We start from the raw sequence: 20874 nt of genomic DNA, 5'->3' as shown, positions 1-20874 counted from the left end.
CTCAGGGCTGGCCGGTTTTCTGGACGATGATGCTCACGGACGTGGTCGCGAATCCGGCCAGCGCCAGCCGCAGGTGGGGCTCCGGCAGATAGGGCGGGATGTCGACGAAGCTGTCGACAGGGCCGCTTCCGGCATCGAAATCCAGCGGGGCGACGATGTGGCCCGCAGCGGTCAGTCGCTCGGCCAGGGCCGTCAGGTCGCGGCGGCGATAGAGAATGGTCCCGCCCGTTTCGAGCGTGCACTGGTCCGATGTCAGGTTCAGTTCGGTCGTGTGTATCGCAAAACCGCCGGGCTGAAGGGTGTCGATCGATCGTTCGATGAAGGCCATGCCGGCCTCCAGACTGCCCAGATGCTCAAGCGCGCAAGCCGACCAGCAGAAGTCGTAGCCTGTAAGGTCGTCCGGGATGGCGTTCATATCGACCACCCGGAAATCGACTGCGGTCTCGAACACGTCGGGGTCACAAAGGTCCGGGCGCATCAGAGCGGCCTTGCCCTCGGCATGTTGATCGGTGGCCGTCCATCCGGCGTCTGCGGCCTGCTGCGGGGCCAGATCGGTGCCCGTGACCCGGCAGCCCCGCGACGCGAAATAGGCGGCCAGCGGCTCCCGCCCGACCCCGAATCCAAGACCCCGGGCGCCTTAGCGCAACTGGCGGCGCTCATGCAGGGCCTGGGCGATGAAGACGAACTCCCACAGCTTGCGGTGATAGCGGAGGCGTTCCCCCAGCCGTTCCGACCAATAGGAGAACCACGGGGTCTCGAAATCAGCCTGCCGACAAGGGCGGGAGTGGTTGAGCACGTCCACGCCGGGCTTGCGGTCGTTACGCAGCACGGGCTGGCCCAGCCAGTGGCCCTCGTCCGGTTGCCGCAAGGCTGACAACTCACGCAACTGAAGTTCGAGAAGTTCTACCCGCGTCCGCAGCTCAGCGATCTCACGCGTGGATTCGTCCGGGTTGGGCTGCTCTGGATCGGTCGTCATCCGTCAGGATTAGCAGAGGCCGACAGGGCGTCGACCCGGAACTGACAGGGGAGGGGCTTTTCGCAGTTGCAAAATCCGCTGTCGGGTCACATCTGCACGCGATGCAAGCCGGCGATGTAACGAGTCCCAAACCTGTGCGCGGCCCGGGCTTTCCGGAATTCGTCGCCCTGGTCGCCATGATGATGGCGCTGAATGCCCTGGCCATCGACATGATGCTGCCGGCGCTGCCTGCCATCGGCGAGGCCCTGAGCGTGGCCTCCGAGAACTCACGCCAGTGGGTGATCACCGCCTATCTGCTGGGCTTCGGCGTGGCCCAGCTGATCTATGGCCCGCTGGCGGACCGCTATGGCCGCAAGCCCGTGCTGATGGTGGGACTGGGTCTCTATGTGCTGTTCAGCGTGGCGGCGGCCTTTACCACCACGTTCGAGGCCCTGATCCTGGCCCGTCTGGGTACGGGGCTGGGCGCGGCGGCGCTTCGTGTGCTGGCGGTGTCGATCGTGCGGGATCGCTATTCCGGGCGGACGATGGCGCGGGTCATGTCACTGAGCTTCCTCGTCTTCCTGGGTGTACCGATCCTGGCGCCGACCCTGGGGCAGCTGGTCCTGTTCGTTGCGCCCTGGCGCTGGATTTTCGGGGTGCTGGCACTGGCGGGGTCGGGTTTCATGGTCTGGGCCCTGATCCGCCTGCCCGAGACGCTGGCCCCCGAAAACCGCCTGCCGATCCGTCTTGGGCGGATCGCCGAGGCTTTCCGCGCGGTGCTCAGCGACCGGCTGTCGGTCGGCTACACCCTGGCGATGACGGCGATCACCGGCGCCCTGTTTGCTTTCATCAATTCCAGCCAGCAGATCTTCTTCGATGTGTTCCAGCAGCCGGGACTGTTCACCACCGTCTTTGGCCTCATGGCGGCCGGCATCGCCGTCGCGTCGCTGACCAATGCGCGGCTGGTCGAGCGGCTGGGCTCGCGGCGGCTGTCGCACCTGGCGCTGATCGGCTTCATCACTTCGGCCGCCGTCCATGCGGGGGTGGCCCTGTCGGGGAACGAAAGTCTGATCAGCTTTGCCGTGCTGCAGGGGCTGACCATGTTCTGCTTCGGCTTTATCGCAGGCAATTTCGGCGCTCTCGCCATGAACAATATGGGCCGGATTGCCGGCACGGCGTCGTCGGTGCAGGGATTCGTCTCGACCACCTTCGGCTCGCTGACCGGGTTCCTGATCGGGCAGAGCTTTGACGGGACGGCCGCGCCGATGACAATCGGCATCACCACCTGCGGGATTCTGGCGCTGGTTGCCGTGATGGTGGCTGAGCGCGGCAAGCTGTTCAGCACTATCGAGACCGAGAGCCGGCCGGCCTGAGCTTGACCTTGGGCGGCCGGACTGGTCGGTTGGCCGGAACGAAGGCGCCCCGGGACTCATTTCCGGCGGGAGCCACAACGACACCATGAGGAAACCCCGATGGCCTTCAAGCTCGCTTCCGTCTCCACGCTTGCCCTTACTGCCGCTCTGGGCATGACGATGGCGGCCTGTACCTCCATGCCGGGTTGGGGCGGAGCGGGGACCAATCCGGCCGTCCAGGCCCCGGCCCAGGTCCAGTGGGTGCGCGACGTCCACTCGCACGCCCGGCCGGAGATCGCGCGGGTCGGCCACGTCGATCTGGACCTGACTGCCGACTTCGACCGCAAGGTCCTGTCCGGCACGGCGACGCTGGACATCAGCGGGCGCGCGGGCGCCGACCAGATCATTCTGGATGTCCGCAATCTGGACATCGAGTCGGTGAGCGACGGCGCCGGTCGCGCCATGACCTGGCGACTGGGCGCCAGCGATCCGATCCTGGGGCAGGCGCTGGAGATCGACCTGCCGCCCCTCAGCGCCGGTGAAACCCGCAAGCTTGTCATCAACTACGCCACCCGGCCCGATGCCGCGGCCCTGCAGTGGCTGAACCCGTCCCAGACGGCGGGCGGTGAGCAGCCCTATCTGTTCAGCCAGGGCCAGGCGATCCTGACCCGGACCTGGATCCCGACCCAGGACAGCCCCGGCATCCGCCAGTCCTACTCCGCCCGCATCGTGGTGCCCGAGGACCTCAAGGCGGTCATGAGCGCCGAGATGCTGACGCCCGAAGGTGAGCCGGCGGGGCCCGGCCAGCGGGCGTACCGCTTCCGGTTGAGGAACCCCGTTCCGCCCTATCTGATCGCGATCGGCGTGGGTGACATCGCCTTTGCCTCGCTGGGTGAGCGGACCGGCGTCTACACGGAGCCGTCCATGCTGGAGGCGGTGCGCGCCGAATTCCCCGCCGTCGAGTCGATGGTCGAGGAGGCCGAGGCCCTCTACGGGCCCTATTTGTGGGGCCGCTACGACCTGCTGGTGCTGCCGCCCAGCTTCCCGTTCGGTGGCATGGAAAATCCGCGCCTGACCTTCGCCACCCCGACCATCGTCGCCGGGGACCAGTCGCTGGTCGCCCTGGTCGCCCACGAACTGGCGCACAGCTGGTCCGGCAATCTGGTGACCAATGCCACCTGGGACGACTTCTGGCTCAATGAAGGTTTCACCGTCTATTTCGAGAACCGGATCATGGAGGCGGTTTATGGCCGCGACCGCGCCATGCAGGAGCAGGTGCTGGGCTGGGAGGACCTTCAGGGCGAACTGGCCGACCTGCCGCCCGAGGACACCCGCCTGAAGCTGGACCTCGCCGGGCGCGATCCGGACGAGGGCATGACCAACATCGCCTATGAAAAGGGCGCCTTCTTCCTGCGGACGATCGAGCGGATCGTCGGGCGCGACCGGTTCGATGGCTGGCTGAAGGGCTATTTCGAGAGGAATGCCTATCGGCCCATGACGACGGCGATGTTCCTTGAGGATATCCGCACTTACCTGATCCGGGGCGACGCCGCGCTGGAAGAGGCTCTGATGATGGACGCCTGGGTCTATCAACCTGGCCTGCCGTCCAATGCCATGGCCCCCTTGTCGCAGGCCTTTGATCCGGTCGATGCGGCGGCCCGCAGCGTCTTCCTCGAAGGCGGCGCACCGCCGCAATCCCTGTGGCAGGGCTGGAACACCCAGCAACGCCAGCGTTTCCTCGCCTGGCGGCCCGAGGGGCATCAGGCCGGTCAGGACTGGCTAAGCGATGCGCAACTCAAGGCACTGGACGAAGGTCTCGGCCTGTCGGCGGCCGGCAATTCCGAAGTGCTGTTTGCCTGGCTGCAGATTGCCATGACCCATCGCTATGAACCTGCGGTGGCGCCGACCGAAGCCTTCCTGACCGGGATGGGGCGCCGCAAATTCGTCCTGCCGCTGTTCCAGACCCTCTGGGGCGAGGGCGAATGGGGCCGCGACCTGGCGCGGCGCATCTATGCCGAGGCGCGCCCCCTCTATCACCCGGTAACCAGTAACTCGGTTGACGCCGTGGTGGGTGTGCCGAACTAAAGCTGACGCTTTGCGATGAAATGTGGCGGTCGTCCCAGCGGGCGGCCGCCGCTTTCATGACCCCGGCGCCATGATTGTGGCGGTCCAGGCTTCAAGTATACACAATTATGTCGCATTTAGCGGAACGCGGTATGTGGCAACAATCGCACGGTTACGGCCATGTAATCGTTCGGCCTTGGAACTGCCCGAACCCGTACATACTTGATCCTCTGCCAGTCGGGATGGCTGGTAACTGATCAACGATAAAAAAGGAACTACACGCATGCGTAGTCTCGTACTCTCTGCCGCCGCCCTGGCCCTGATGGCCTCGCCCGCCCTGGCCCAGGATCCGGCTTCCAACGTCTATGGCACCATCGGCTACAGCCAGCTGGACGCTGACGGCGTTGACCTCGGTGCTGTCACCGCACGCCTCGGCACCCGCTTCACCCCGAACTTCGGCATCGAAGGCGAAGCCTCCTTCGGCGTGAAGGACGAAGACTTCACCGTCGGCGCGACGACCGTTACCGCCGAGCTGGAATATGACGCCGCCATCTACGGCGTCGGCTATGTGCCGCTTAGCCCGAACTTCGAACTGTTCGGCCGCGTCGGCTACGGCACCAGCGAAGTGAAGCTGTCCAGCGGTGCCGTCTCGGCCTCGGCTGACGGTGAAAGCTGGAATTACGGCGTGGGCGCCCAGTACTCGCTGGACGGACAGAACGGCATCCGTGCCGACTGGACCCGCCGCGACTTCGGTGACGACGGCGACGCCGACGTCTGGTCGCTGAACTTCGTCCGCAAGTTCTAGGGCTGTCGCCAGACAGAACAACGGCGCGTCACCCTGCGGTGGCGCGCCGTTTCTGTGTCCGAGCCGTGGATCAGGCCAGTTCGGGATTCAGGGCCCAGCGCATGGAGCCCTCGCCGAAGGGACGAAAGAACAGGTCGCGATAGCGTTCAAAGACGTCGACGATCTTCTGGGCCAGATCCTGGGCGACCGTCTCGCCCCGCTGTCGCTTGAGAGCGGCCACACATTGCACCACCTGCGCCTGATGGCAGGACCCGCCCATGCTCTTCAGCACAGTGGCCACATCGCGGACCAGGGGTTCGTCAATCCGGGCCATCCAGGGACCGGAAAACTCAGGGGCAGCATACTGGGTCATGGACTGGGGCTCCCGTCAGGTCTCCAAGACTTGAGGTACCCGTTCGCAAAAACGCCTGCCGCGTGCAAGCGGCGCTGTAAAAAATGATCGAAAGGCGAGCCGATCAGCCGCGCTTGCGCACGAACACCGTTCCCGCCGAATAGCCCGCGCCGAAGCTGCAGATCAGGCCCACATCGCCCGCGGCCATATCCTCCTGATGCAGGTGGAAGGCGATGACCGACCCGGCGGAGGAGGTGTTGGCATAGTCATCCAGGATGATGACGTTCTCGGACGGCTCCGGATCGCGGCCCAGCACCTTGCGGCCGATCATCTCGTTCATGTTGATATTGGCCTGGTGGAGCCACAGCCGCTTCAGCCCGGACGGCTCCAGGCCGAGATCATTCGCGTGGCTGACGATCATCTCGGACACCATGGGCACGACGTCCTTGAACACCTTGCGCCCCTGCTGAACGAACAGCTTGTCGGGCTTGCCGATGCCTTCCGGCGCCGCATTGTTCAGGAAGCCGAAATTGTTGCGGATGTTGTTCGAGAAGACGGTCTTCAGCCGCGTGCCCAGAATGTCCCAGCCACCCGACCCCGCCTGGTCGCCGGACTCGACGATCACGGCGGTGGCGACGTCGCCGAAGATGAAGTGGCTGTCGCGGTCCTTGAAGTTCAGATGGGCGGAGCAGACCTCGGGGTTGACCATCAGCACGGCCTTGACCGAGCCCGAGGCGATGAAGTCGGCGGCGGTCTTGAGGCCAAAGGTCGCCGAGGAGCAGGCGACATTCATGTCAAAGGCAAAGCCCTCAATCCCCAGCGCCTGCTGCACCTCGATGGCCATGGCGGGATAGGGGCGCTGCATGTTCGAGGCGGCGCACAGCACGGCGCCGATCTCGCTGACGGGTTTGCCCCAGGCAGCGATAGCCTCCTGCGCCGCCTTGACCGCCATTTCGGCCAGAATCGACAGCTCTTCGTTGGAGCGTTCGGGCAGATGCGGGACCATGCGCTCGGGGTCCAGAACCCCGGTCTTGTCCAGCACGAACCGGCTCTTGATGCCCGAGGCCTTTTCAATGAACTCGACCGAGGACGGGGTCAGGGCCTCGCGGGTGCCGGCGGCGATTTCCTCGGCGTTGCGGGCGTTCTCCAACTCGGCCCAGGCGTTGTAGGCCTTGACCAGTTCGGCGTTGGAGATGGACTGTTCCGGCGTGAACAGGCCGGTGGCGGCGATGACGGCAGTCGGAGAAGAGGCGCTCACAAGGGTATCCGTGTTCTGATGCTGGTCTTCAATAGGCCGGTGGATCGCTTCGGTCGAGGCTGGCGATCAGGCCGCGTGTCCAGCGCTGCAACCCGCCGGTGCGACCGGTGTCGGTCAAAGGCCCCGGCTGGCCCAGTTGCCGGGCCACATCCTCGGCCTCGCAGGGGTATCCGTCGGGGGTCACATACAGCGGATAACGGATCAGGGCTTCGGCGATCAGCGTGTCCAGATCGACCCGGCGGGTACGGCGCGGAAAGCTCAGCGTATCCTCGGTCAGCCCCCAGCCGGCATAGAAGGGCCGCCCCCAGGTCATCACCCGCTTCCCGCGCAGCAGGGCTTCGAACCCGGTCAGTGAGGTCATCGTGGCCAGCCCGTCGCAGGCGTCCAGACAGGCGGTGATGTCCAGGCCCTCGGCGCGCGCATCCACCAGCCCTGCGGTGTCAGCGTCCAGCCGGCCCGGCCGGTTGCCCGCCACCGTATCGGGATGGTCGCGATAGATCAGGAAGGCATCCGGCAAGCGAGCGCGGACCGCCCGGACCAGGCCGGCATTGGTGCGGATGTCCTCACACCCCAGAAGGATGGACCGGTCATTCTCGACCTGACCGACGATCAACACGCGATCACGGTCGGTCGGCCAGTCCGGCGGGGGCGTCGCCCCGCCCAGATTGTATTTGCTCAGCCCTCGCTCGACGAGGGCCTGACGCAGGGCGCGGGCCCGGACGAGGTCTGCGGCCGGGGTCTGTCCGGCCTCCAGGGCCTGTTCCAGCGCGGACGGCCGCGATCCGTCGAAATGGATACCGGTCGGGTCCAGCACGGCCGACAGGGCCGCACGGAAGTCCGACCCCAGGCCCCGCGAGCGCAGGAAGCCGTCCTCCATCCGCCAGAGGGGCAGGGATGCCGCCTCGGCCGCCGGAGCGACGCCGGGCGACTCTTTCCCTGCCCACACGACCAGCCGGCCGCCGCGCTGCCTCGCCGCCGTCACGGCTGCTGCCGTCGAGGTGAAGAAGGCCGTCTCGCCGAGCGGGCTGTTCATCAGGCGCCGAACCGCGCCCCGCTTGGCCGGGGAAAAGCCGACACAGGCCGAATAGCCCGCCAGCCTGCGGGCCCGGTCTCGTTGCTGCAACAGTCGCGACACGGCGGCCTCGGGTGTCGAGGGAGTTTGCGTCACGGGATCGACATAGCGGGCCTGAACGATCAGGGCCGCCGCCACCAGCACCTCGAGCGAGCGGGTCATGCCCGGACGCGGGCAGGCGAGGTGATCGGTGGTGAGACCCCAGCCGGCATGGAAGGGCAGGCCGAAACAGTGGACCGGCAGACCCCGGATCAGGGCCTCGAACCCCAGTCCGCTGGACACGGTGAAGACGGCGTCGACCTGCGGCAGCAGCACATCCAGCGCGACGTCATCGACCGGAATAGCGCCCGTCAGTGCCTCGGATGCCAGACATCCGCGTTTGAGCCCCGCAACGGTGGCCGGGTGCCGACGCACCAGCAACTGACCTGATCCGGTCGCGAACCGGGCAGCCTCCAGCATCCGGGCGAAACTGTCCCGGTCGGCCAGTCCCCCGGCAATAGAGGCGTCGCCCGCCGTCTGGTCGACGACCAGAATGCGCGGGCCGCATGCGGGCGGCAGGTCGAGGTCGGTGCGGCCCATGCTGGTCTTGCTCGGGCCGGCGTCGCGCAGGGTCTGGATCAGGGCGCGGGCCCGGGTCTCCATGGCGGTATCGAACCACGGCTCTGGCTCGCGGATCAGGCTTTCCAGTCGCGACGGGCGCCGCGCGTCATGGTGCACCCCCAGATCGTCGATCAGCAGGCTGTGGGGTGCGGCCCCGGCCTCGCCCAGTCCGACCGATCGCAGGAAGCCGTCCTCGAGCGCCAGATACGGCACCCGGGTCTGCTCCGCCCAGGTGCGGCCGACCAGCGACGTGCCCTTTCGGCCCCATCCGACGACGGCCCGTGTGGCCGGTGTTGGGACGCCCTGCAGCCGGTAGTCGGACAGGAAGGCCGCCAGCCCCCGGATCTTCCAGAGCCCCGGCGCCGAAACCCAGGCATGGGGCCTGTCGTCGCTCATTCGCGCGACTGGGCCTCCACCAGGGCGTCGTGGCTCGCCAGCAGGCGCTTGGCCTGCTCCAGATGCAGTCGCTCGACCATCCGGTCGTCGATCCGCACCACGCCGAGAGCCTCGGCGTCGGGCGAGGAAAAGGCCTCGACGATCTCGCGCGCGTGGGCCACGGCGGCGGCATCGGGTGCGAAGGCGGCATTGGCGGTGTCGATCTGTGATGGGTGGATCAGGCTCTTGCCGTCAAAGCCGAAGGCGGCGCCCTGGGCACATTCGGTCGCAAGGCCGTCGAGGTTGTCGATGCTGTTGTAGACGCCGTCGATGGCAAGGTTGTTCGACACGCGCGCCGCCGCGACAATCATGGCCAGCCAGGATTTGATCGGTTCGCGGTCCGGACCCAGCTTAGCGCCCAGCGCCACGGCCAGGTCGTTGACCCCCGGCATCAGGGCATCGATCGGCGCCTCGCACTGGGCGATCTCCTCCAGATTGAACAGGGCGCGGGGCGTCTCGATCATCGCCCAAAGCGATGTGTGGCCGCCCATCGCGCGCGAGACGGCCTTGATCTGCGTGGCCCGCTCGACCTTGGGCAACACGATCAATCTGGGCTCGACCTCGGCCAGGGCACGGGTGTCGGCTTCCCCCCAGTCGCTCTCGTGGGAATTGATCCGCACCCCGACCATGGCTCGAAATCCGCCCGCTTGAACAGCCGCACAGGCAGCGTCGCGCGCGGCCTCCTTGGCATCGGGGGCCACGGCGTCCTCCAGATCCAGAATGACGACATCGCAGTTCAGCCCCTTGGCCTTGGCTACGGCGCGCGGGTTCGAGGCGGGCACGAACAGCACGCTTCGGCAGGGATGGGGCGTCATGCCTCTCAGACCCGACCGGTGACGGGCACCAGCGCCCCGGTCATGGCACGCGAGGCGGGGGAGGCGATGAACAGCATGACCTCGGCCAGATCCTCGACCTTGGCCCATGTGGCAGGGTCCGCATCGGGCATGTCCTTGCGGTTCTGGGGCGTGTCCAGAATGGACGGAAGGACGGCGTTGACCGTCACCGAACTGGATTTGGTCTCCTCCGCCAGACTCTCGGTCAGGCGATGCACCGCCGATTTCGAGGCGGCATAGGCGCCCATGCCCATGCTGCTCTTCAGCGCGCCGGCGGCGCCGACATTGACGATCCGGCCCTCGGCCGAGGCCTTGAGGTGGGGCAGGGCGGCACGGCTGGTGTTCAGGGCGGTGACCAGGTTCAGGCGATACATCCGGTCCCAGGCGGGCTCGGCGTCGTCGACGGTCTGCCAGACAAAGCCGCCGGCGATGTTCAGCACGGCATCCAGTCGCCCGAAATGGACCTGGGCCCGGTCGACGGCCTTCTTGGCCGCCGCCGCGTCGGTCAGGTCGACGCCGCCGATCTCGAGACAGGCCTGCGAGTCGAACGGGTCCACCGCCGAATGGTCGATGGCGGCGACCTTGAGCCCCCGGGCCAGCGCCGCCGTGATCACGGCCCGGCCCAGCTGGCCCTGACCGCCGGTGATGACCAATACCCTGTCGCTCATGCCTCATGTCTCCCGCTGTTCATTCGGCGGACCATAGGCGGCTACGCCCATGGATCAAACTTGGGATCAAACCGGGGATCACACCGCGAAGGCCCGGTTCAGCAGGTCTTCCAGCGCCGCCTGGTCGACGCGGTCAAAGGCGGCCTTCTCCGTCGAGTCGACATCGAACACGGCGAGCAGTCGGCCCTCTGCATCCCGGACCGGCACCACGATCTCGCTGGCCGAGCGGCTGTCACAGGCAATATGACCGGGGAAGGCATGAACGTCGTCGATCAATTGGGTCTCGCCCGTCACCGCAGCCGCTCCGCACACGCCGCGTCCGAAGGGAATCCGCAGACAGCCAAGGGTGCCTTGATAGGGCCCGACCACGAGCTCGTCGGTGCCGGCGGCGCGCTTGTCCTCATCGACGACATAGAAGCCGGTCCAGAAGAAGGTCTCGAAGGCGTCGTGCAGCATGGAGGCGACGGTCGCCATGCGGGCCGTGCGATTCGGCTCGCCTTCCAGAACCGCCATGATTTCCTCGGCGACCTCGGCATAGCGCGCAGCCTTGTCCTCGGGGCGGTCGTCTCGGGCGATATAGGCCATGGGGGCAGAAATCCTGGGCTCGTGTCAGATTGGCCATATGGGCCCGGATTGGCGCAGCGGAAGGGGTAAACCCCTCGCCCCGCAGGTGAATTCGCAAGCAACCATCTGGGGAAAAGTCTAGCTCGGACACAATGTGGTCACTGTGCGGCAACGGTATGGCACCGGTCGCGTTAACCATATCGCGATGTTCACTGGACCGATCGGCAAGATTGGGAAAAGGTTAACGTCGTGCGGCCTTTGAGTGCGGCAAGGGGTGTGGGGGATTATGAGCGACAACGGCAGGAACAGGGGCATGCGGGGCGGCACCGGCCCGATCGCCATCGCGGCTGTGGCCGTGCTGTTGATTCTGGCCCTGCTGTCGATGGCGGCTTGCGGCGAGCGGACCCCGACCTTCTTCCAGCGCTCTGAAACCGCGAACCCGTGCCCCCGTCCAGCGAATCTGACCGGGTCCGAGTTCAACGCCCAGGAAACCGGCGTCCGCGCCCTGCGCCGGGCGGCGTTCCGGGGCGACTTCTTTGCCCAGCTGGAGCTGGGGGGGCGTTACGCGGCGCTTCGGGCCACCGACAAGAATCTGGAAGACCCGATCGAAAGCTCGGTCTGGCTGGCCATGGCGCTGGCCAACGAGGATGGATTCGCCCCGATCAACCGCGTCGAGCGCGGCATGTTCGGCGGCTTTCGGCCGCTGTCCAAATATGACGACTGCCGCGCCTGGGAGCGCCAGAACGCCTATCAACGCCTGAACAGCCAGCTGTCGCGGATGACCCTGGCCGAGCAGGAAGAGGTGCGCGACCGCGTGATTTACGTCCTGTCGACGCAAGGGGCCGACGGCTATCGCACCCTGGCGCGCCTGCATGATGCGCTCTACGGCGCCTTCGGCGAGCCGCAGGACAACCCTCAGGCCCGCGAAGCGATAGGCCGGGGCTCGGGTCGCGACCGTCGCCGCGGGGGCTATCCCGCCGCGCTGAACCTGTTCCAGCGCAATGAGGTCGACGCCTATCTCTATAACTATCTGGCGGTGCAGACCGGCGATGTCGGGGCGTTTGTCCTGATGAAGGACTTCGAAAGCTCCTCGCCCGGCCGGGCCCAGTACAGCGGCTTTGTCGAGGCCAAGGCCCGTCAGTGGGTGCCGCCGTTCGAATTCTATCCCAACGCAGCGCCGGCGTCGGGCGTGCCCTTCTCGGACGAGAGCCGTCCCCGCGGCGACGCCTATGAGTACGCCCTGTCGCGGGTGACCGAGCTGCCCTTCGTCCATGTCGGCCGGGCCATCCGCTATCTGGGTATCGCCGACAAGGCCGCCGCCCGCCCCGAGGACCTGTCCAAGCGCGAGGTCGAATCGCTTGAGGCCGTGCTGGGTCACCCGATCGAGGGCCGCCTGTCCTATCAGGAGCGGGTCCGGGCCATCCAGCTGGCGGCCGTCAATGGCTCGTCCGAGGCCCAGCTGGTGCTGGCGGTCATGTATTCCGAGGGTATCGGCGTGCCGCCCGACTATGCCCGCGCCTATTTCTGGTACGAGGAAGCGGCCCGTCAGGGCAGCCCCGAGGCCAAGTTCGCCCTGTCGACCTTCTTCGCCCTGGGCGTCTCCGGCGTCGCCGATCAGGACAAGGCCGAGGCCGTGGTGATGCGGATCGACTCGGCGCTGGCCGGGTTCGCCCCCTCGGTGGCCCGCCTGCAGGCCGTCCTGTCCCAGGTCTCCCGTTCCCAGCAGCGCCGTTAAGGAGGGCGTTGACACATGATCACGTTCCGCACCCCCCTCCGCCTCCGCTCCCTGATCGCCCCCGCGCTGGGCCTCGCGGTCGCGGCGACGGCCATGTCGCTGGCCCCGCAGGTCAATGCCCAGGAAGCCGCGCGCGTCGAAAGCGAGACCCGGCCGAACTTTGGCGTCCTTCTGGATCCCCCGGCGCCGCGTCGCAGCCGCGCGACCACGCACCGGCGCTGGACCAGCGGCGACCGTCGCCGCGACTACTACCCCGGCCCCGGTCCCCACGACGGGCGACCCTATCCGGCGGGCGGCGAGCAGGTCGTGCTGGTCGACTGTGGCGGCAATCCGGGATCGGGCGCGATCGAGGACGCGGTGCGCCGGGTCGCCCCGGGCGGGACCCTGATCCTGCGGGCGCGGGGCGGACCTTGCGTCGGCTGGCTGAACATCAACAAGCCGCTGACCATCATCGGCGAGGGCGGGTTCGATCCGCGCGACTGGAACCGCCAGCCTACCGCCACCCTGCAGGCCCCCGATGGCCTGCCCTGCATGACCGTGGCCCAGGGGGTCCGGGTCGATGTTCGCGACGTGGTCTTCTCGTCCCAGCGCGCCGGCGACGCCGCCTGCATCATCGGCTATGGCGCCGAGATCCTGATGAACCGGGTTGGCTTCCGCCATGTCGGCGACGAGGCGGTCATCTATATGGACGGCGGCCTGCTGGACATCCGCAACGCTGTTCTGGAGACCCAGACCGTGGCCCCGGCCATCGTGGCCGACGGGGCCTCGTTGACCGCGTGGGAGGTGGTCGTGACCGGCGCCCATGTCGGCATGGAGCTGATCCCCGGGCCCGGTCAGACGGCCCGGATCGACTCGACGACTCTGAAGGGCATCGGCGCGCCGAACAGCTTTGGCCCCCGCTCGATCGGCATGATCATCCGCTCGGGCCGCGATTACGGCCGGGTCGAGATCACCAACACCGCCATCTGCGGCTTCGTCGAGGGCGTGGCCGTCGAAGGGGCTTCGGTCGACATCCAGGGCAGCCGCGTCTGTCGCTCGGACAAGGGCGTGGTCGTCTACAACGGCGAGCTGACCCTGACCGACACCCGCATCCGGGCCGAAAGCGTCGGCGTGGCCGTGGCGTCGGGCCGGGCCGTGATCACCAACAATGTCTTCTCGGGCGTGCGCGAGGTCATCTATGGCGAGAACCGCGCCAGCATCGAGGCCAGCGGCAACCGCGTCTGGTCGCGCCATGTCTGCCGGGCCCGGTTCCGCGAACGCACCCGGGGCCGGTATGAGCCCTACTGGTCCGGCGGCCAGGGCTGGGAGTGCGTCTATGGCGCCTATCCGCGTGATTGGTGGGCGGAAGAGGACGGTCTGCTGGGCCTCGACTACTATGACGACGGCTATTCCCTGCAGGGCTATGACACCTATCAGGACGGCTACGGCTGGTACGACCGCGAGGGGCGCTACATACAAGACCGCGACTATTACGGCGACGACCGCTGGGTCGAACCGCGCCGTCGCGGCTTCTGGTAGGCCCGGAGGGACTCGAACCCCCAACCAGACCGTTATGAGCGGTCGGCTCTAACCATTGAGCTACGGGCCCCCGGAGGCGACGCCCGGGCCTAGCAGGCGCACGGGATGTTGCAAAGAGGGCGGGGGCGGCGGTGCCGCCCCTTCCCCGATGGAGGAGATGAGCCAAAGCTCCCGTCCGTGTTTGCGGCGGGTTGGAGGGCAGGCGGAGCGCCGGGCCTTCGCCCGGAGACGATGTGTTTTACCGTTTCGACGAAGGCTGACGCTCCGCGCAGACGGTTTTCCGGAAGCTTGCGTCGGGTGGCGGTGTTATCGCCTTACCGCAGCGCCCCCGGCGGGCGGGGCCTTCCTGCGAAGGCTCCCGGAACGACTGAGTATCCCCCTCAGCCCTTGGCCCGATCACGCACCCGGAGGCGGTGATGGGGGTGTTCGGACCCTGAGGCCCGACCCCGCTCCATCCGCTCCCGCCGCTCACAAGGTCGCAGGCCTTACGAGCCCTCCGTGCAACGGGACGGGAGGAGTGTGGCACACGGCTGGACCTGGTCGGGCAGAACGGTCCGGGAAACGGTGGAGGTGTTGAAAGGGTTGGGGAATTAGGTGGCGGTTATCCTATCTGAGTGCGTCAGCTCAGCATTCCTTCTCCCCTTGTGGGAGAAGGTGCCCCCTGAGAAGGGGGCGGATGAGGGGTTACGCTGTGGTTGGATGTTCATCGACCGGGATAAAGCGAACTCTTCGTCAAACCTCTGAGAGACCCCTCATCCGAGCCGCTCACGCGGCCCACCTTCTCCCGCAAGGGGAGAAGGGCACGAACCTGCTTGGCTGCTACGGGCCGCCCGGGTCGTAGGGAGGGAGCCCGTCAGTCTTCCGTCTCCCGATGGGAGAAGGTGATCGTCCCGCCCCGATGAACGGAACCTGACCCCGGGGCGCGAACGTTCATTCAGGCGGTATGGTCCAGGTTGGACTGACAGGGTGCGCGGGTGGCGCGTGTCCGAACCTCAGGAGATTTCCATGATCCGTTCCCCCCTTCGCCTGCTGATGCCGATGGCCGCTGCTGTGGCGCTCGCCGGAGTGTCGGCGCCGGCGCTGGCGCAGTCGATGTCGGAGCCTGCGGGCCATCATATGGTGGCGCCGCCCCATCTGAGTCTGGCGGCCTGGGGTGAGGTCAAGGTCGCGCCGGATATGGCGACGATCAATTTCGGCGTCATGACCGAGGCGGCGACCGCCGAGGAGGCGATGCGCCAGAACGCCCAATATATGGAGCGGGTCATGGCGGCCCTGCGCCGGGCCGGGATTGCCGAGCGCGATATCCAGACCTCGGGCCTGAACCTGTCGGCCCAGTATGACTATCAGCAGGACCAACCGCCGCGTCTGCGTGGCTATCAGGCGACCAACCGGGTCACAGTGACGGTGCGCGATCTGAGCCGGGTCGGCACGACGGCGGATGCAGTGGTCAGCGCGGGCGTCAACCAGATCGACGGCATCAGCTTTGGCCTGACGGACCGGACGGCGGCCGAGGATCAGGCGCGGCGTCTGGCCGTGCGGGATTTGCAGCGCAAGGGCGGCCTGTATGCCGAGGCGCTGGGTGTGCAGCTGGGCGGTATCCGTAGTCTGAGCGAAGGCACGTCGATGAGCGCCCCGCCGCCGATGCCCTATGCCCGGTCCATGGCCATGGAATCCGCCGATGCCTCGACCTCGGTGTCGCCGGGTCAACTGACGGTGCGGGTGGATATCAGCGGGGTCTATGACCTGATCCGGTAGGCGGCTTCTCGATCAGACCGGAAAGGGGTGGCGCGCGGCGTCACCCCTTTTTCGTGCCGTCAGTCAGGCGGCGCGTTTGATGTGGTTGGCGTCGTCCAGCAGCACGACGGTCGGGGAATAGTTGCGGGCTTCCTCGGCGGGAAGCTGGCCATAGGTGACGATGATCACCTTGTCGTTTTTCTGGACCAGACGGGCGGCGGCGCCGTTGACGCCGATCACGCGCGAGCCGCGCGGCGCCTCGATGGCGTAGGTGGTGAAGCGCGCGCCGGTGGTGATGTTCAGAACATCGACCTGTTCATTCGGAAAGATGTCGGCCGCGTCCAGCAGGTCGCGGTCAATGGCGATCGACCCCTCATAGTCGAGGTCGGCCTGGGTCACCGTCGCACGGTGCAGCTTGGATTTCATCAGGGTGACCAGCATGGGGAGTGCGGTCTCCGGTTCGGCGCGGGGAACAGCCCCCGCTGAGGGATGCCTCATATAGGGGCTTCCCCGACGGGCATCAATCGCGATGCTGCAACGCAGCACTGCCCGGTACGACAGGTTCGCGTGTTACGGGACGTTCATTTGACGGTGACGGCTTGCCCTCTATGGTCGATCCTCCGGCGCATTCGGGCCTCGACGGGACTTCCAACCGATATGAAACAGTTTTTCCTGACCGTGCTGGGGGTCTTTACCGGCCTTGTGCTGTTTGTGGTCGTGGTGCCGATCGTGCTGATCACCATGGCGGCAGCCAGCTCTTCGGGCCCTGACGTTCCCCGCAATGCGGTGCTGGAACTGGATCTGCGCGCCGGCCTGAGCGATCAGCCACCGGCCTCGCCCTTTGCCTTGTTCGGGGGCGGGGGCCTGTCGGTCATGCAGGTGGTCGATACCCTGTCCCAGGCCGAGGATGACGCCAACGTCAAGGTGCTGCTGATCCGTCTGCCGGAGACCGGCATGACGCCGGCTGCGGCCGATGAAGTGCGTCAGGCGATCCGCCGGTTCCGCGCCTCGGGCAAGCCGGTCATCGCCCATTCGCAGGGTTTCCTGCCCGCGGGGGCCGTCATGTCCAGCTACATGGTGGGGGCGTCGGCGTCGGAACTGTGGATGCAGAACACCGCCAGCTTCCAGGCGACGGGATTCAGCGCCGAAGAAATCTTCCTGGGCCGGGCGTTCGAGAAATATGGCGTCGAGCCCGAGTTCGAGCAGCGCTATGAGTACAAGAACGCGGTCAACATCTATACGCAGAACGACTTCACCGGCCCGCACCGCGAGGCGATGCTGGCGTGGATGGGGTCGATCTATGACACCTCAGTCGCCCAGGCGGCGCAGGATCGCAAGATCGCGCCGGCCGCGCTGAAGGCCAGTATCGAGGCCGGCCCGTGGACCGCCGAAGAGGCGCTGGAGCGCAATCTGATCGACAAGGTCGGCCATGTCGAGGAGGCCGAGGACGAGGCCCTGCGCCGTGCCGGTCGGGGATCGCGGATCATCCCGTTCGACGAATATTCCAGCGCCAAGGGTCCGGACAACGGCTCGGGCCGTGACGCCATCGCCGTGATTGGTGGCGAGGGCGCGATCATCACCGGATCGGGCGGCAATGCCGATCCGTTTGGTGGCGGGTCGTCGATCCATTCGGACGTGATGGCCGAGGCCATCTATGACGCCATCAAGGACAAGGACGTGAAGGCCATTGTGCTGCGCGTGTCCTCGCCCGGCGGTTCGCCGGAAGCGTCTGAGCAGATTGCCGCAGCGGTGCGCGCGGCCAAGGCGGCGGGCAAGCCGGTGGTGGTGTCCATGGGCACCTATGCGGCGTCCGGCGGCTACTGGATCAGTGCCGAGGCCGATCATATCGTGGCCCAGCCCTCGACCCTGACGGGGTCGATCGGGGTGTTCGGTGGCAAGATGGTGCTGCGCGATGCGCTGGCGCGGTTCGGCGTCGATGTGCGCGGCCTGTCGGTCGGCGGCGATTATGCCGACGCCTATGCCATCAGCGACGAGTTTACGCCGTCGCAGCGCGAGGCCTTCGCCGGTTCGATGGACCGGATCTATGGCGACTTCATCACCCTGGTGGCGCGCGGCCGTGACCTGACGCCTGCGCGGGTTGGAGAAATCGCAAAGGGCCGGGTCTGGACGGGTGCCCAGGCGCTGGAACTGGGTCTGGTCGATGAGCTGGGCGGCATGAATGAGGCCATTGCCAAGGCCAAGGAACTGGCCGGGATCGACGCCGATGCCTCGGTCCGCATCAAGCGCTTCCCCGAGCAGCAGTCGCCGTTCGAGGCCCTCGCCAATGCCTTTGGCGTGTCGGGCGAGGCGGCGCGGGCGCTGATCCTGATCGGCGGCGCCGTCGAGGACCCGCAGGCCCAGGCGGTGATGCGCCGGATCGAGGCCGACCGCATGCGTCGCGAGGGGGCTGTGGTGCTGGCGGATCGGCCTTTGGGTTAACGGGCGGCGGGTTTGCCGCACCCCCCGGTTGCTTGACCCGAAGGCAGGATGGACCGACATTGAGGGTTCGGCGTTAAGGGTGGGCTGGCCCCGATCCGGAGCCGACAAGGAGTAGGCATGAGTTCGACTGGACCGCGTTTTGACAGTCTGGGTGCCGCGACGGCGAGCGTCGGAGGCCCGGGCGGTTTCCTGCGACCGCTGATGTGGCTGGGCGGGCTGATCGCGGCGGGCTGTGCCATGGCGGTCGGGGCCCTGCTGGCCGTGTTCACCGCCATTGCCGTGGCCGTGATTGCCGTGGTCGCCGGGGTGGTGATGTTCCTGATGGGCATGTCCAGCCGGGCGCGCCGCAAGACGGGCGGGGCGCGCAAGGGCCGCCGCCGCACCGATGACGATGACACGGTCATCGAGGCGCACAAGGTGGATGGCACCTGGGTCGCCTATGGCTGGGAACGGTCGGGCCGGTAGTCGGTCGTGACGCTGCAGTTCCAGACCACGCCCTCTCCCAATTTCGATGCCCGGCGCGGCCCGCCCGATATGCTGGTGCTGCACTATACGGGTATGCAGACGGCCGAGGAGGCCATCGCCCGCCTGCGCGATGCCGAGGCGCGGGTCTCGGCTCACTATGTCGTCGATGAGGACGGCACCCTCTATGCCCTCGTGCCCGAGGAGCGCCGCGCCTGGCATGCGGGCAAGGGCGTCTGGCAGGGCGAGACCGACTGCAATGCCGCCTCGATCGGCATAGAGATCGTCAATCCGGGCCATGAGTGGGGCTATCGCGACTTTCCGGACGTCCAGATCGATGCGGTGATCGCCCTGATTGCCGATATCCGCAGCCGCTGGACCATTCCCGACGACCGCATCATCGGCCATTCCGACCTGGCGCCCGACCGCAAGGAAGATCCGGGCGAGCGCTTTCCGTGGAAGCGGCTGGCGGGCGAGGGACACGGCCTGTGGTTCGAGCCGGCGTCGGAGCGGGTGGCAGCGTTGGGCGAGCCTCTGCGGCCCGGAGATGCGGGGCTGGGCGCGACGGTGCTGAGCGCCGGCCTGCACAAGCTGGGCTATGGCGTCGAGCCGCGCGGCGAGTTCGATGAGTCGTTGAGGCTGGCGGTCACGGCGTTCCAGCGGCACTGGCGGCCGGGGCGGGTGGACGGCGTGGCCGACGGCGAGACCCGCGCGCGGCTGGTCGGGCTGTTGCAGCTGGCGCGGCTTACGGCCGTCGATGGCATGGCCTAGCCCATGGCTCAGAAGCCGGATCGCGACGAACTGGTGCGCCGCGACGCGGAGGCGCGAGAGACCTGTCGCCAGCGCGTGCGAGAGGCGGTGCAGCGACGCGGCCTCGCCTCGGTCATGAACCAGACGCGCTGGGAAAAGCTCGTCGCAGCGATCCAGCGGCTGCCCTTTGCGCCGGCCTATTATGTTCAGGACGTGCTGGGCCCCCGCGAGGCGCTCTTGTGGGACTTTAAGTCGACGAGCACGGGTTGCTGGTGCGCCGAATGCCTGGGGCCGTTTCATGCCATTGAGTGGATGTGGATCATTCCGCGGCTCTGGCGACAGGACGGGGCCCTGTTAGCGCCTACCTTGGTCGTAGACTGCAGCATCGCCCTGCGGAGCGAACTGAACCGTGCCCATGTGCCCTATTTTGAAGACGCGCGGGGGTTCTGGATCCAGGGCTATTCGGGAGGCGATCCGACACTGGGGCCGCCGGAGCAGGCCGCCTGACATTGACGGCATGTGCGGCAAGGCGCATTTGTCCCTCGCCAGACGGTCGGACGGTCGCGGCAGGTTTCGGCCTGTCGAGGAAAGTCCGGGCTCCACGGTGAAAAGGCGGCGGGTAACGCCCGCCCGGGGTGACCCGAGGGACAGTGCCACAGAAAGCAAACCGCCGGCCTTTCGAGGCCGGTAAGGGTGAAAGGGTGGGGTAAGAGCCCACCGCGTCGACGGCAACGGAGACGGCACGGTAAACCCCGCCTGGAGCAAGACCGAATAGGGATGTCGTGCAGGTTCGCCTGCGGGGGTCACCGCCCCAGATGTCCGGGTAGGTTGCTGGAGCCGGTCGGCAACGAGCGGCCAAGAGGAATGACCGTCCATGCTCCCTCGGGGGCGGGACAGAACCCGGCTTACAGACCGTCTGGCAATTTCTCTGTGCGCCTAACGCTCGCGACGCGGTCGCTCGCTGCTTGAGGCGGGTTTGTTGCCTAACGCTCGCCGCGCGGCGGCTCGCTGCTTGAGGCGGGGTCTTTGCCTACCGCTCGCAACGCGGTCACTCGCTGCTTGAGACGGGTTGGGGCCTGTTAACCTCTTGGCCGCAAAGGTGGCGCACACTGAGTCCACAGGCTGTTAATACTTTCGATGTTCGCTGTATGTTCTGATCTTTACAGTCCTGATGACAAGAGTTGTCCCGGTTCATGGTTAAGGATCATCAACTAATCCCATTGAGACCCATTTCATCCCATGCTATCCCAGTCACATGATTTGGGGTGCCTGACGTCGCCTGGACGTCGCGACAAGAGC

At 66.9% G+C, this 20874-nt stretch carries 18 protein-coding genes, 1 tRNA gene, 1 other RNA gene and 1 pseudogene; 11 read left to right on the top strand and 10 right to left on the bottom strand.

The window, feature by feature from the left end; genetic code table 11:
- Position 1: 1 nt before the first annotated feature.
- Positions 2-610, bottom strand: a pseudogene (locus tag B4K74_RS01660) (class I SAM-dependent methyltransferase); the annotation flags it as partial.
- Between the two features lie 27 nt (positions 611-637).
- A complete protein-coding gene (locus B4K74_RS01655) occupies positions 638-976 on the bottom strand; it encodes a hypothetical protein (RefSeq protein ID WP_286691474.1) in 339 nt (112 codons plus the stop codon).
- A gap of 101 nt (positions 977-1077) precedes the next feature.
- Between B4K74_RS01655 and B4K74_RS01650 the strand changes: the two genes are divergently transcribed.
- The 3 genes from B4K74_RS01650 to B4K74_RS01640 all read left to right on the top strand — a co-directional run bounded on the left by B4K74_RS01650 (position 1078) and on the right by B4K74_RS01640 (position 5176).
- Positions 1078-2328, top strand: a complete 1251-nt coding sequence (locus B4K74_RS01650) for a multidrug effflux MFS transporter (protein ID WP_286691473.1) — start codon at positions 1078-1080, stop codon at positions 2326-2328.
- A 99-nt stretch (positions 2329-2427) separates the two neighbouring features.
- A complete protein-coding gene (locus tag B4K74_RS01645) occupies positions 2428-4392 on the top strand; it encodes a M1 family metallopeptidase (protein ID WP_286691472.1) in 1965 nt (654 codons plus the stop codon).
- A gap of 262 nt (positions 4393-4654) precedes the next feature.
- Entirely contained in the window at positions 4655-5176 is a 522-nt protein-coding gene (locus B4K74_RS01640) for a porin family protein (RefSeq protein WP_123287645.1), read from the top strand.
- A gap of 70 nt (positions 5177-5246) precedes the next feature.
- On the opposite strand, the gene B4K74_RS01635 is transcribed toward B4K74_RS01640, so the two are convergent.
- The 6 genes from B4K74_RS01635 to B4K74_RS01610 all read right to left on the bottom strand — a co-directional run bounded on the left by B4K74_RS01635 (position 5247) and on the right by B4K74_RS01610 (position 10958).
- The gene (locus tag B4K74_RS01635; RefSeq protein ID WP_123287644.1) at positions 5247-5528 is read right to left on the bottom strand and encodes a hypothetical protein; all 282 of its coding nucleotides are present in this window, start codon (positions 5526-5528) and stop codon (positions 5247-5249) included.
- A 103-nt stretch (positions 5529-5631) separates the two neighbouring features.
- A complete protein-coding gene (locus B4K74_RS01630; RefSeq protein ID WP_286691471.1) occupies positions 5632-6765 on the bottom strand; it encodes a beta-ketoacyl-ACP synthase III in 1134 nt (377 codons plus the stop codon).
- Positions 6766-6793: 28 nt separating this feature from the next.
- Positions 6794-8833, bottom strand: a complete 2040-nt coding sequence (locus B4K74_RS01625; RefSeq protein ID WP_286691470.1) for a capsular polysaccharide biosynthesis protein — start codon at positions 8831-8833, stop codon at positions 6794-6796.
- Complete coding sequence (locus tag B4K74_RS01620; RefSeq protein WP_286691469.1) at positions 8830-9687, bottom strand: HpcH/HpaI aldolase/citrate lyase family protein; 858 nt, start codon at positions 9685-9687, stop codon at positions 8830-8832. The genes B4K74_RS01625 and B4K74_RS01620 overlap by 4 nt, the downstream gene beginning before the upstream one ends.
- Positions 9688-9692: 5 nt before the next feature.
- Positions 9693-10373, bottom strand: a complete 681-nt coding sequence (locus B4K74_RS01615) for an SDR family NAD(P)-dependent oxidoreductase (RefSeq protein ID WP_286691468.1) — start codon at positions 10371-10373, stop codon at positions 9693-9695.
- A gap of 78 nt (positions 10374-10451) precedes the next feature.
- On the bottom strand, positions 10452-10958 hold the full coding sequence (locus tag B4K74_RS01610; protein ID WP_286691467.1) for a GAF domain-containing protein: 507 nt from the start codon (positions 10956-10958) through the stop codon (positions 10452-10454).
- Positions 10959-11250: 292 nt separating this feature from the next.
- Here B4K74_RS01610 and B4K74_RS01605 point away from each other — a divergent pair, with 292 nt between their 5' ends.
- Positions 11251-12672: a tetratricopeptide repeat protein gene (locus B4K74_RS01605; RefSeq protein ID WP_286691466.1), complete on the top strand. Its 1422-nt coding sequence runs from the start codon at positions 11251-11253 to the stop codon at positions 12670-12672.
- Between the two features lie 15 nt (positions 12673-12687).
- Positions 12688-14190 carry a hypothetical protein gene (locus B4K74_RS01600; protein WP_286691465.1) on the top strand — a complete coding sequence of 501 codons (1503 nt, stop codon included), beginning with the start codon at positions 12688-12690 and terminating at the stop codon, positions 14188-14190.
- Here B4K74_RS01600 and B4K74_RS01595 read toward each other — a convergent pair.
- Positions 14185-14260: transfer RNA gene (locus B4K74_RS01595), tRNA-Ile, on the bottom strand. The two genes, B4K74_RS01600 and B4K74_RS01595, sit on opposite strands and share 6 nt — an antisense overlap.
- Before the next feature lie 935 nt (positions 14261-15195).
- On the opposite strand from B4K74_RS01595, the gene B4K74_RS01590 reads away from it, so the two are divergent.
- The gene (locus B4K74_RS01590; RefSeq protein WP_286691464.1) at positions 15196-15945 is read left to right on the top strand and encodes an SIMPL domain-containing protein; all 750 of its coding nucleotides are present in this window, start codon (positions 15196-15198) and stop codon (positions 15943-15945) included.
- A gap of 63 nt (positions 15946-16008) precedes the next feature.
- Here B4K74_RS01590 and panD read toward each other — a convergent pair whose 3' ends face one another.
- On the bottom strand, positions 16009-16365 hold the full coding sequence (gene panD / locus B4K74_RS01585) for an aspartate 1-decarboxylase (protein WP_123287635.1): 357 nt from the start codon (positions 16363-16365) through the stop codon (positions 16009-16011).
- 216 nt (positions 16366-16581) lie between these two features.
- Here panD and sppA point away from each other — a divergent pair, with 216 nt between their 5' ends.
- The 5 genes from sppA to rnpB all read left to right on the top strand — a co-directional run bounded on the left by sppA (position 16582) and on the right by rnpB (position 20499).
- Positions 16582-18363 (top strand): signal peptide peptidase SppA, encoded by a 1782-nt coding sequence (gene sppA / locus B4K74_RS01580; RefSeq protein WP_286691463.1) that lies wholly within the window; start codon positions 16582-16584, stop codon positions 18361-18363.
- A 117-nt stretch (positions 18364-18480) separates the two neighbouring features.
- Positions 18481-18828: a hypothetical protein gene (locus B4K74_RS01575; RefSeq protein WP_241153180.1), complete on the top strand. Its 348-nt coding sequence runs from the start codon at positions 18481-18483 to the stop codon at positions 18826-18828.
- Positions 18829-18834: 6 nt separating this feature from the next.
- Positions 18835-19596 carry an N-acetylmuramoyl-L-alanine amidase gene (locus B4K74_RS01570; RefSeq protein ID WP_286691462.1) on the top strand — a complete coding sequence of 254 codons (762 nt, stop codon included), beginning with the start codon at positions 18835-18837 and terminating at the stop codon, positions 19594-19596.
- A gap of 3 nt (positions 19597-19599) precedes the next feature.
- Positions 19600-20082, top strand: a complete 483-nt coding sequence (locus tag B4K74_RS01565) for a DUF6678 family protein (RefSeq protein ID WP_123287633.1) — start codon at positions 19600-19602, stop codon at positions 20080-20082.
- A 38-nt stretch (positions 20083-20120) separates the two neighbouring features.
- An RNA gene (rnpB, locus tag B4K74_RS01560) (RNase P RNA component class A) lies at positions 20121-20499 on the top strand.
- Positions 20500-20874 lie beyond the last annotated feature (375 nt).

It is taken from the genome of Brevundimonas sp. UBA2503, assembly GCF_002341485.1.
In the GTDB taxonomy this organism is placed as follows: domain Bacteria; phylum Pseudomonadota; class Alphaproteobacteria; order Caulobacterales; family Caulobacteraceae; genus Brevundimonas; species Brevundimonas halotolerans.
Note: the sequence above shows the minus strand (reverse complement) of the source record. Positions and strands in the feature narration are given on the sequence as shown.

Excerpts from the sequence above, each read along its gene's own strand:
- B4K74_RS01590 (WP_286691464.1), top strand. The coding sequence starts at position 15,196 with ATGATCCGTTCCCCCCTTCGCCTGCTGATGCCGATGGCCGCTGCTGTG.
- B4K74_RS01605 (WP_286691466.1), top strand. The coding sequence starts at position 11,251 with ATGCGGGGCGGCACCGGCCCGATCGCCATCGCGGCTGTGGCCGTGCTG.
- B4K74_RS01600 (WP_286691465.1), top strand. The coding sequence starts at position 12,688 with ATGATCACGTTCCGCACCCCCCTCCGCCTCCGCTCCCTGATCGCCCCC.
- B4K74_RS01640 (WP_123287645.1), top strand. The coding sequence starts at position 4,655 with ATGCGTAGTCTCGTACTCTCTGCCGCCGCCCTGGCCCTGATGGCCTCG.
- B4K74_RS01655 (WP_286691474.1), bottom strand. The coding sequence starts at position 976 with ATGACGACCGATCCAGAGCAGCCCAACCCGGACGAATCCACGCGTGAG.
- sppA (WP_286691463.1), top strand. The coding sequence starts at position 16,582 with ATGAAACAGTTTTTCCTGACCGTGCTGGGGGTCTTTACCGGCCTTGTG.
- B4K74_RS01610 (WP_286691467.1), bottom strand. The coding sequence starts at position 10,958 with ATGGCCTATATCGCCCGAGACGACCGCCCCGAGGACAAGGCTGCGCGC.
- B4K74_RS01575 (WP_241153180.1), top strand. The coding sequence starts at position 18,481 with ATGAGTTCGACTGGACCGCGTTTTGACAGTCTGGGTGCCGCGACGGCG.
- B4K74_RS01650 (WP_286691473.1), top strand. The coding sequence starts at position 1,078 with ATGCAAGCCGGCGATGTAACGAGTCCCAAACCTGTGCGCGGCCCGGGC.
- B4K74_RS01625 (WP_286691470.1), bottom strand. The coding sequence starts at position 8,833 with ATGAGCGACGACAGGCCCCATGCCTGGGTTTCGGCGCCGGGGCTCTGG.
- B4K74_RS01615 (WP_286691468.1), bottom strand. The coding sequence starts at position 10,373 with ATGAGCGACAGGGTATTGGTCATCACCGGCGGTCAGGGCCAGCTGGGC.
- B4K74_RS01645 (WP_286691472.1), top strand. The coding sequence starts at position 2,428 with ATGGCCTTCAAGCTCGCTTCCGTCTCCACGCTTGCCCTTACTGCCGCT.
- panD (WP_123287635.1), bottom strand. The coding sequence starts at position 16,365 with ATGCTGGTCACCCTGATGAAATCCAAGCTGCACCGTGCGACGGTGACC.
- B4K74_RS01565 (WP_123287633.1), top strand. The coding sequence starts at position 19,600 with ATGGCTCAGAAGCCGGATCGCGACGAACTGGTGCGCCGCGACGCGGAG.
- B4K74_RS01635 (WP_123287644.1), bottom strand. The coding sequence starts at position 5,528 with ATGACCCAGTATGCTGCCCCTGAGTTTTCCGGTCCCTGGATGGCCCGG.
- B4K74_RS01620 (WP_286691469.1), bottom strand. The coding sequence starts at position 9,687 with ATGACGCCCCATCCCTGCCGAAGCGTGCTGTTCGTGCCCGCCTCGAAC.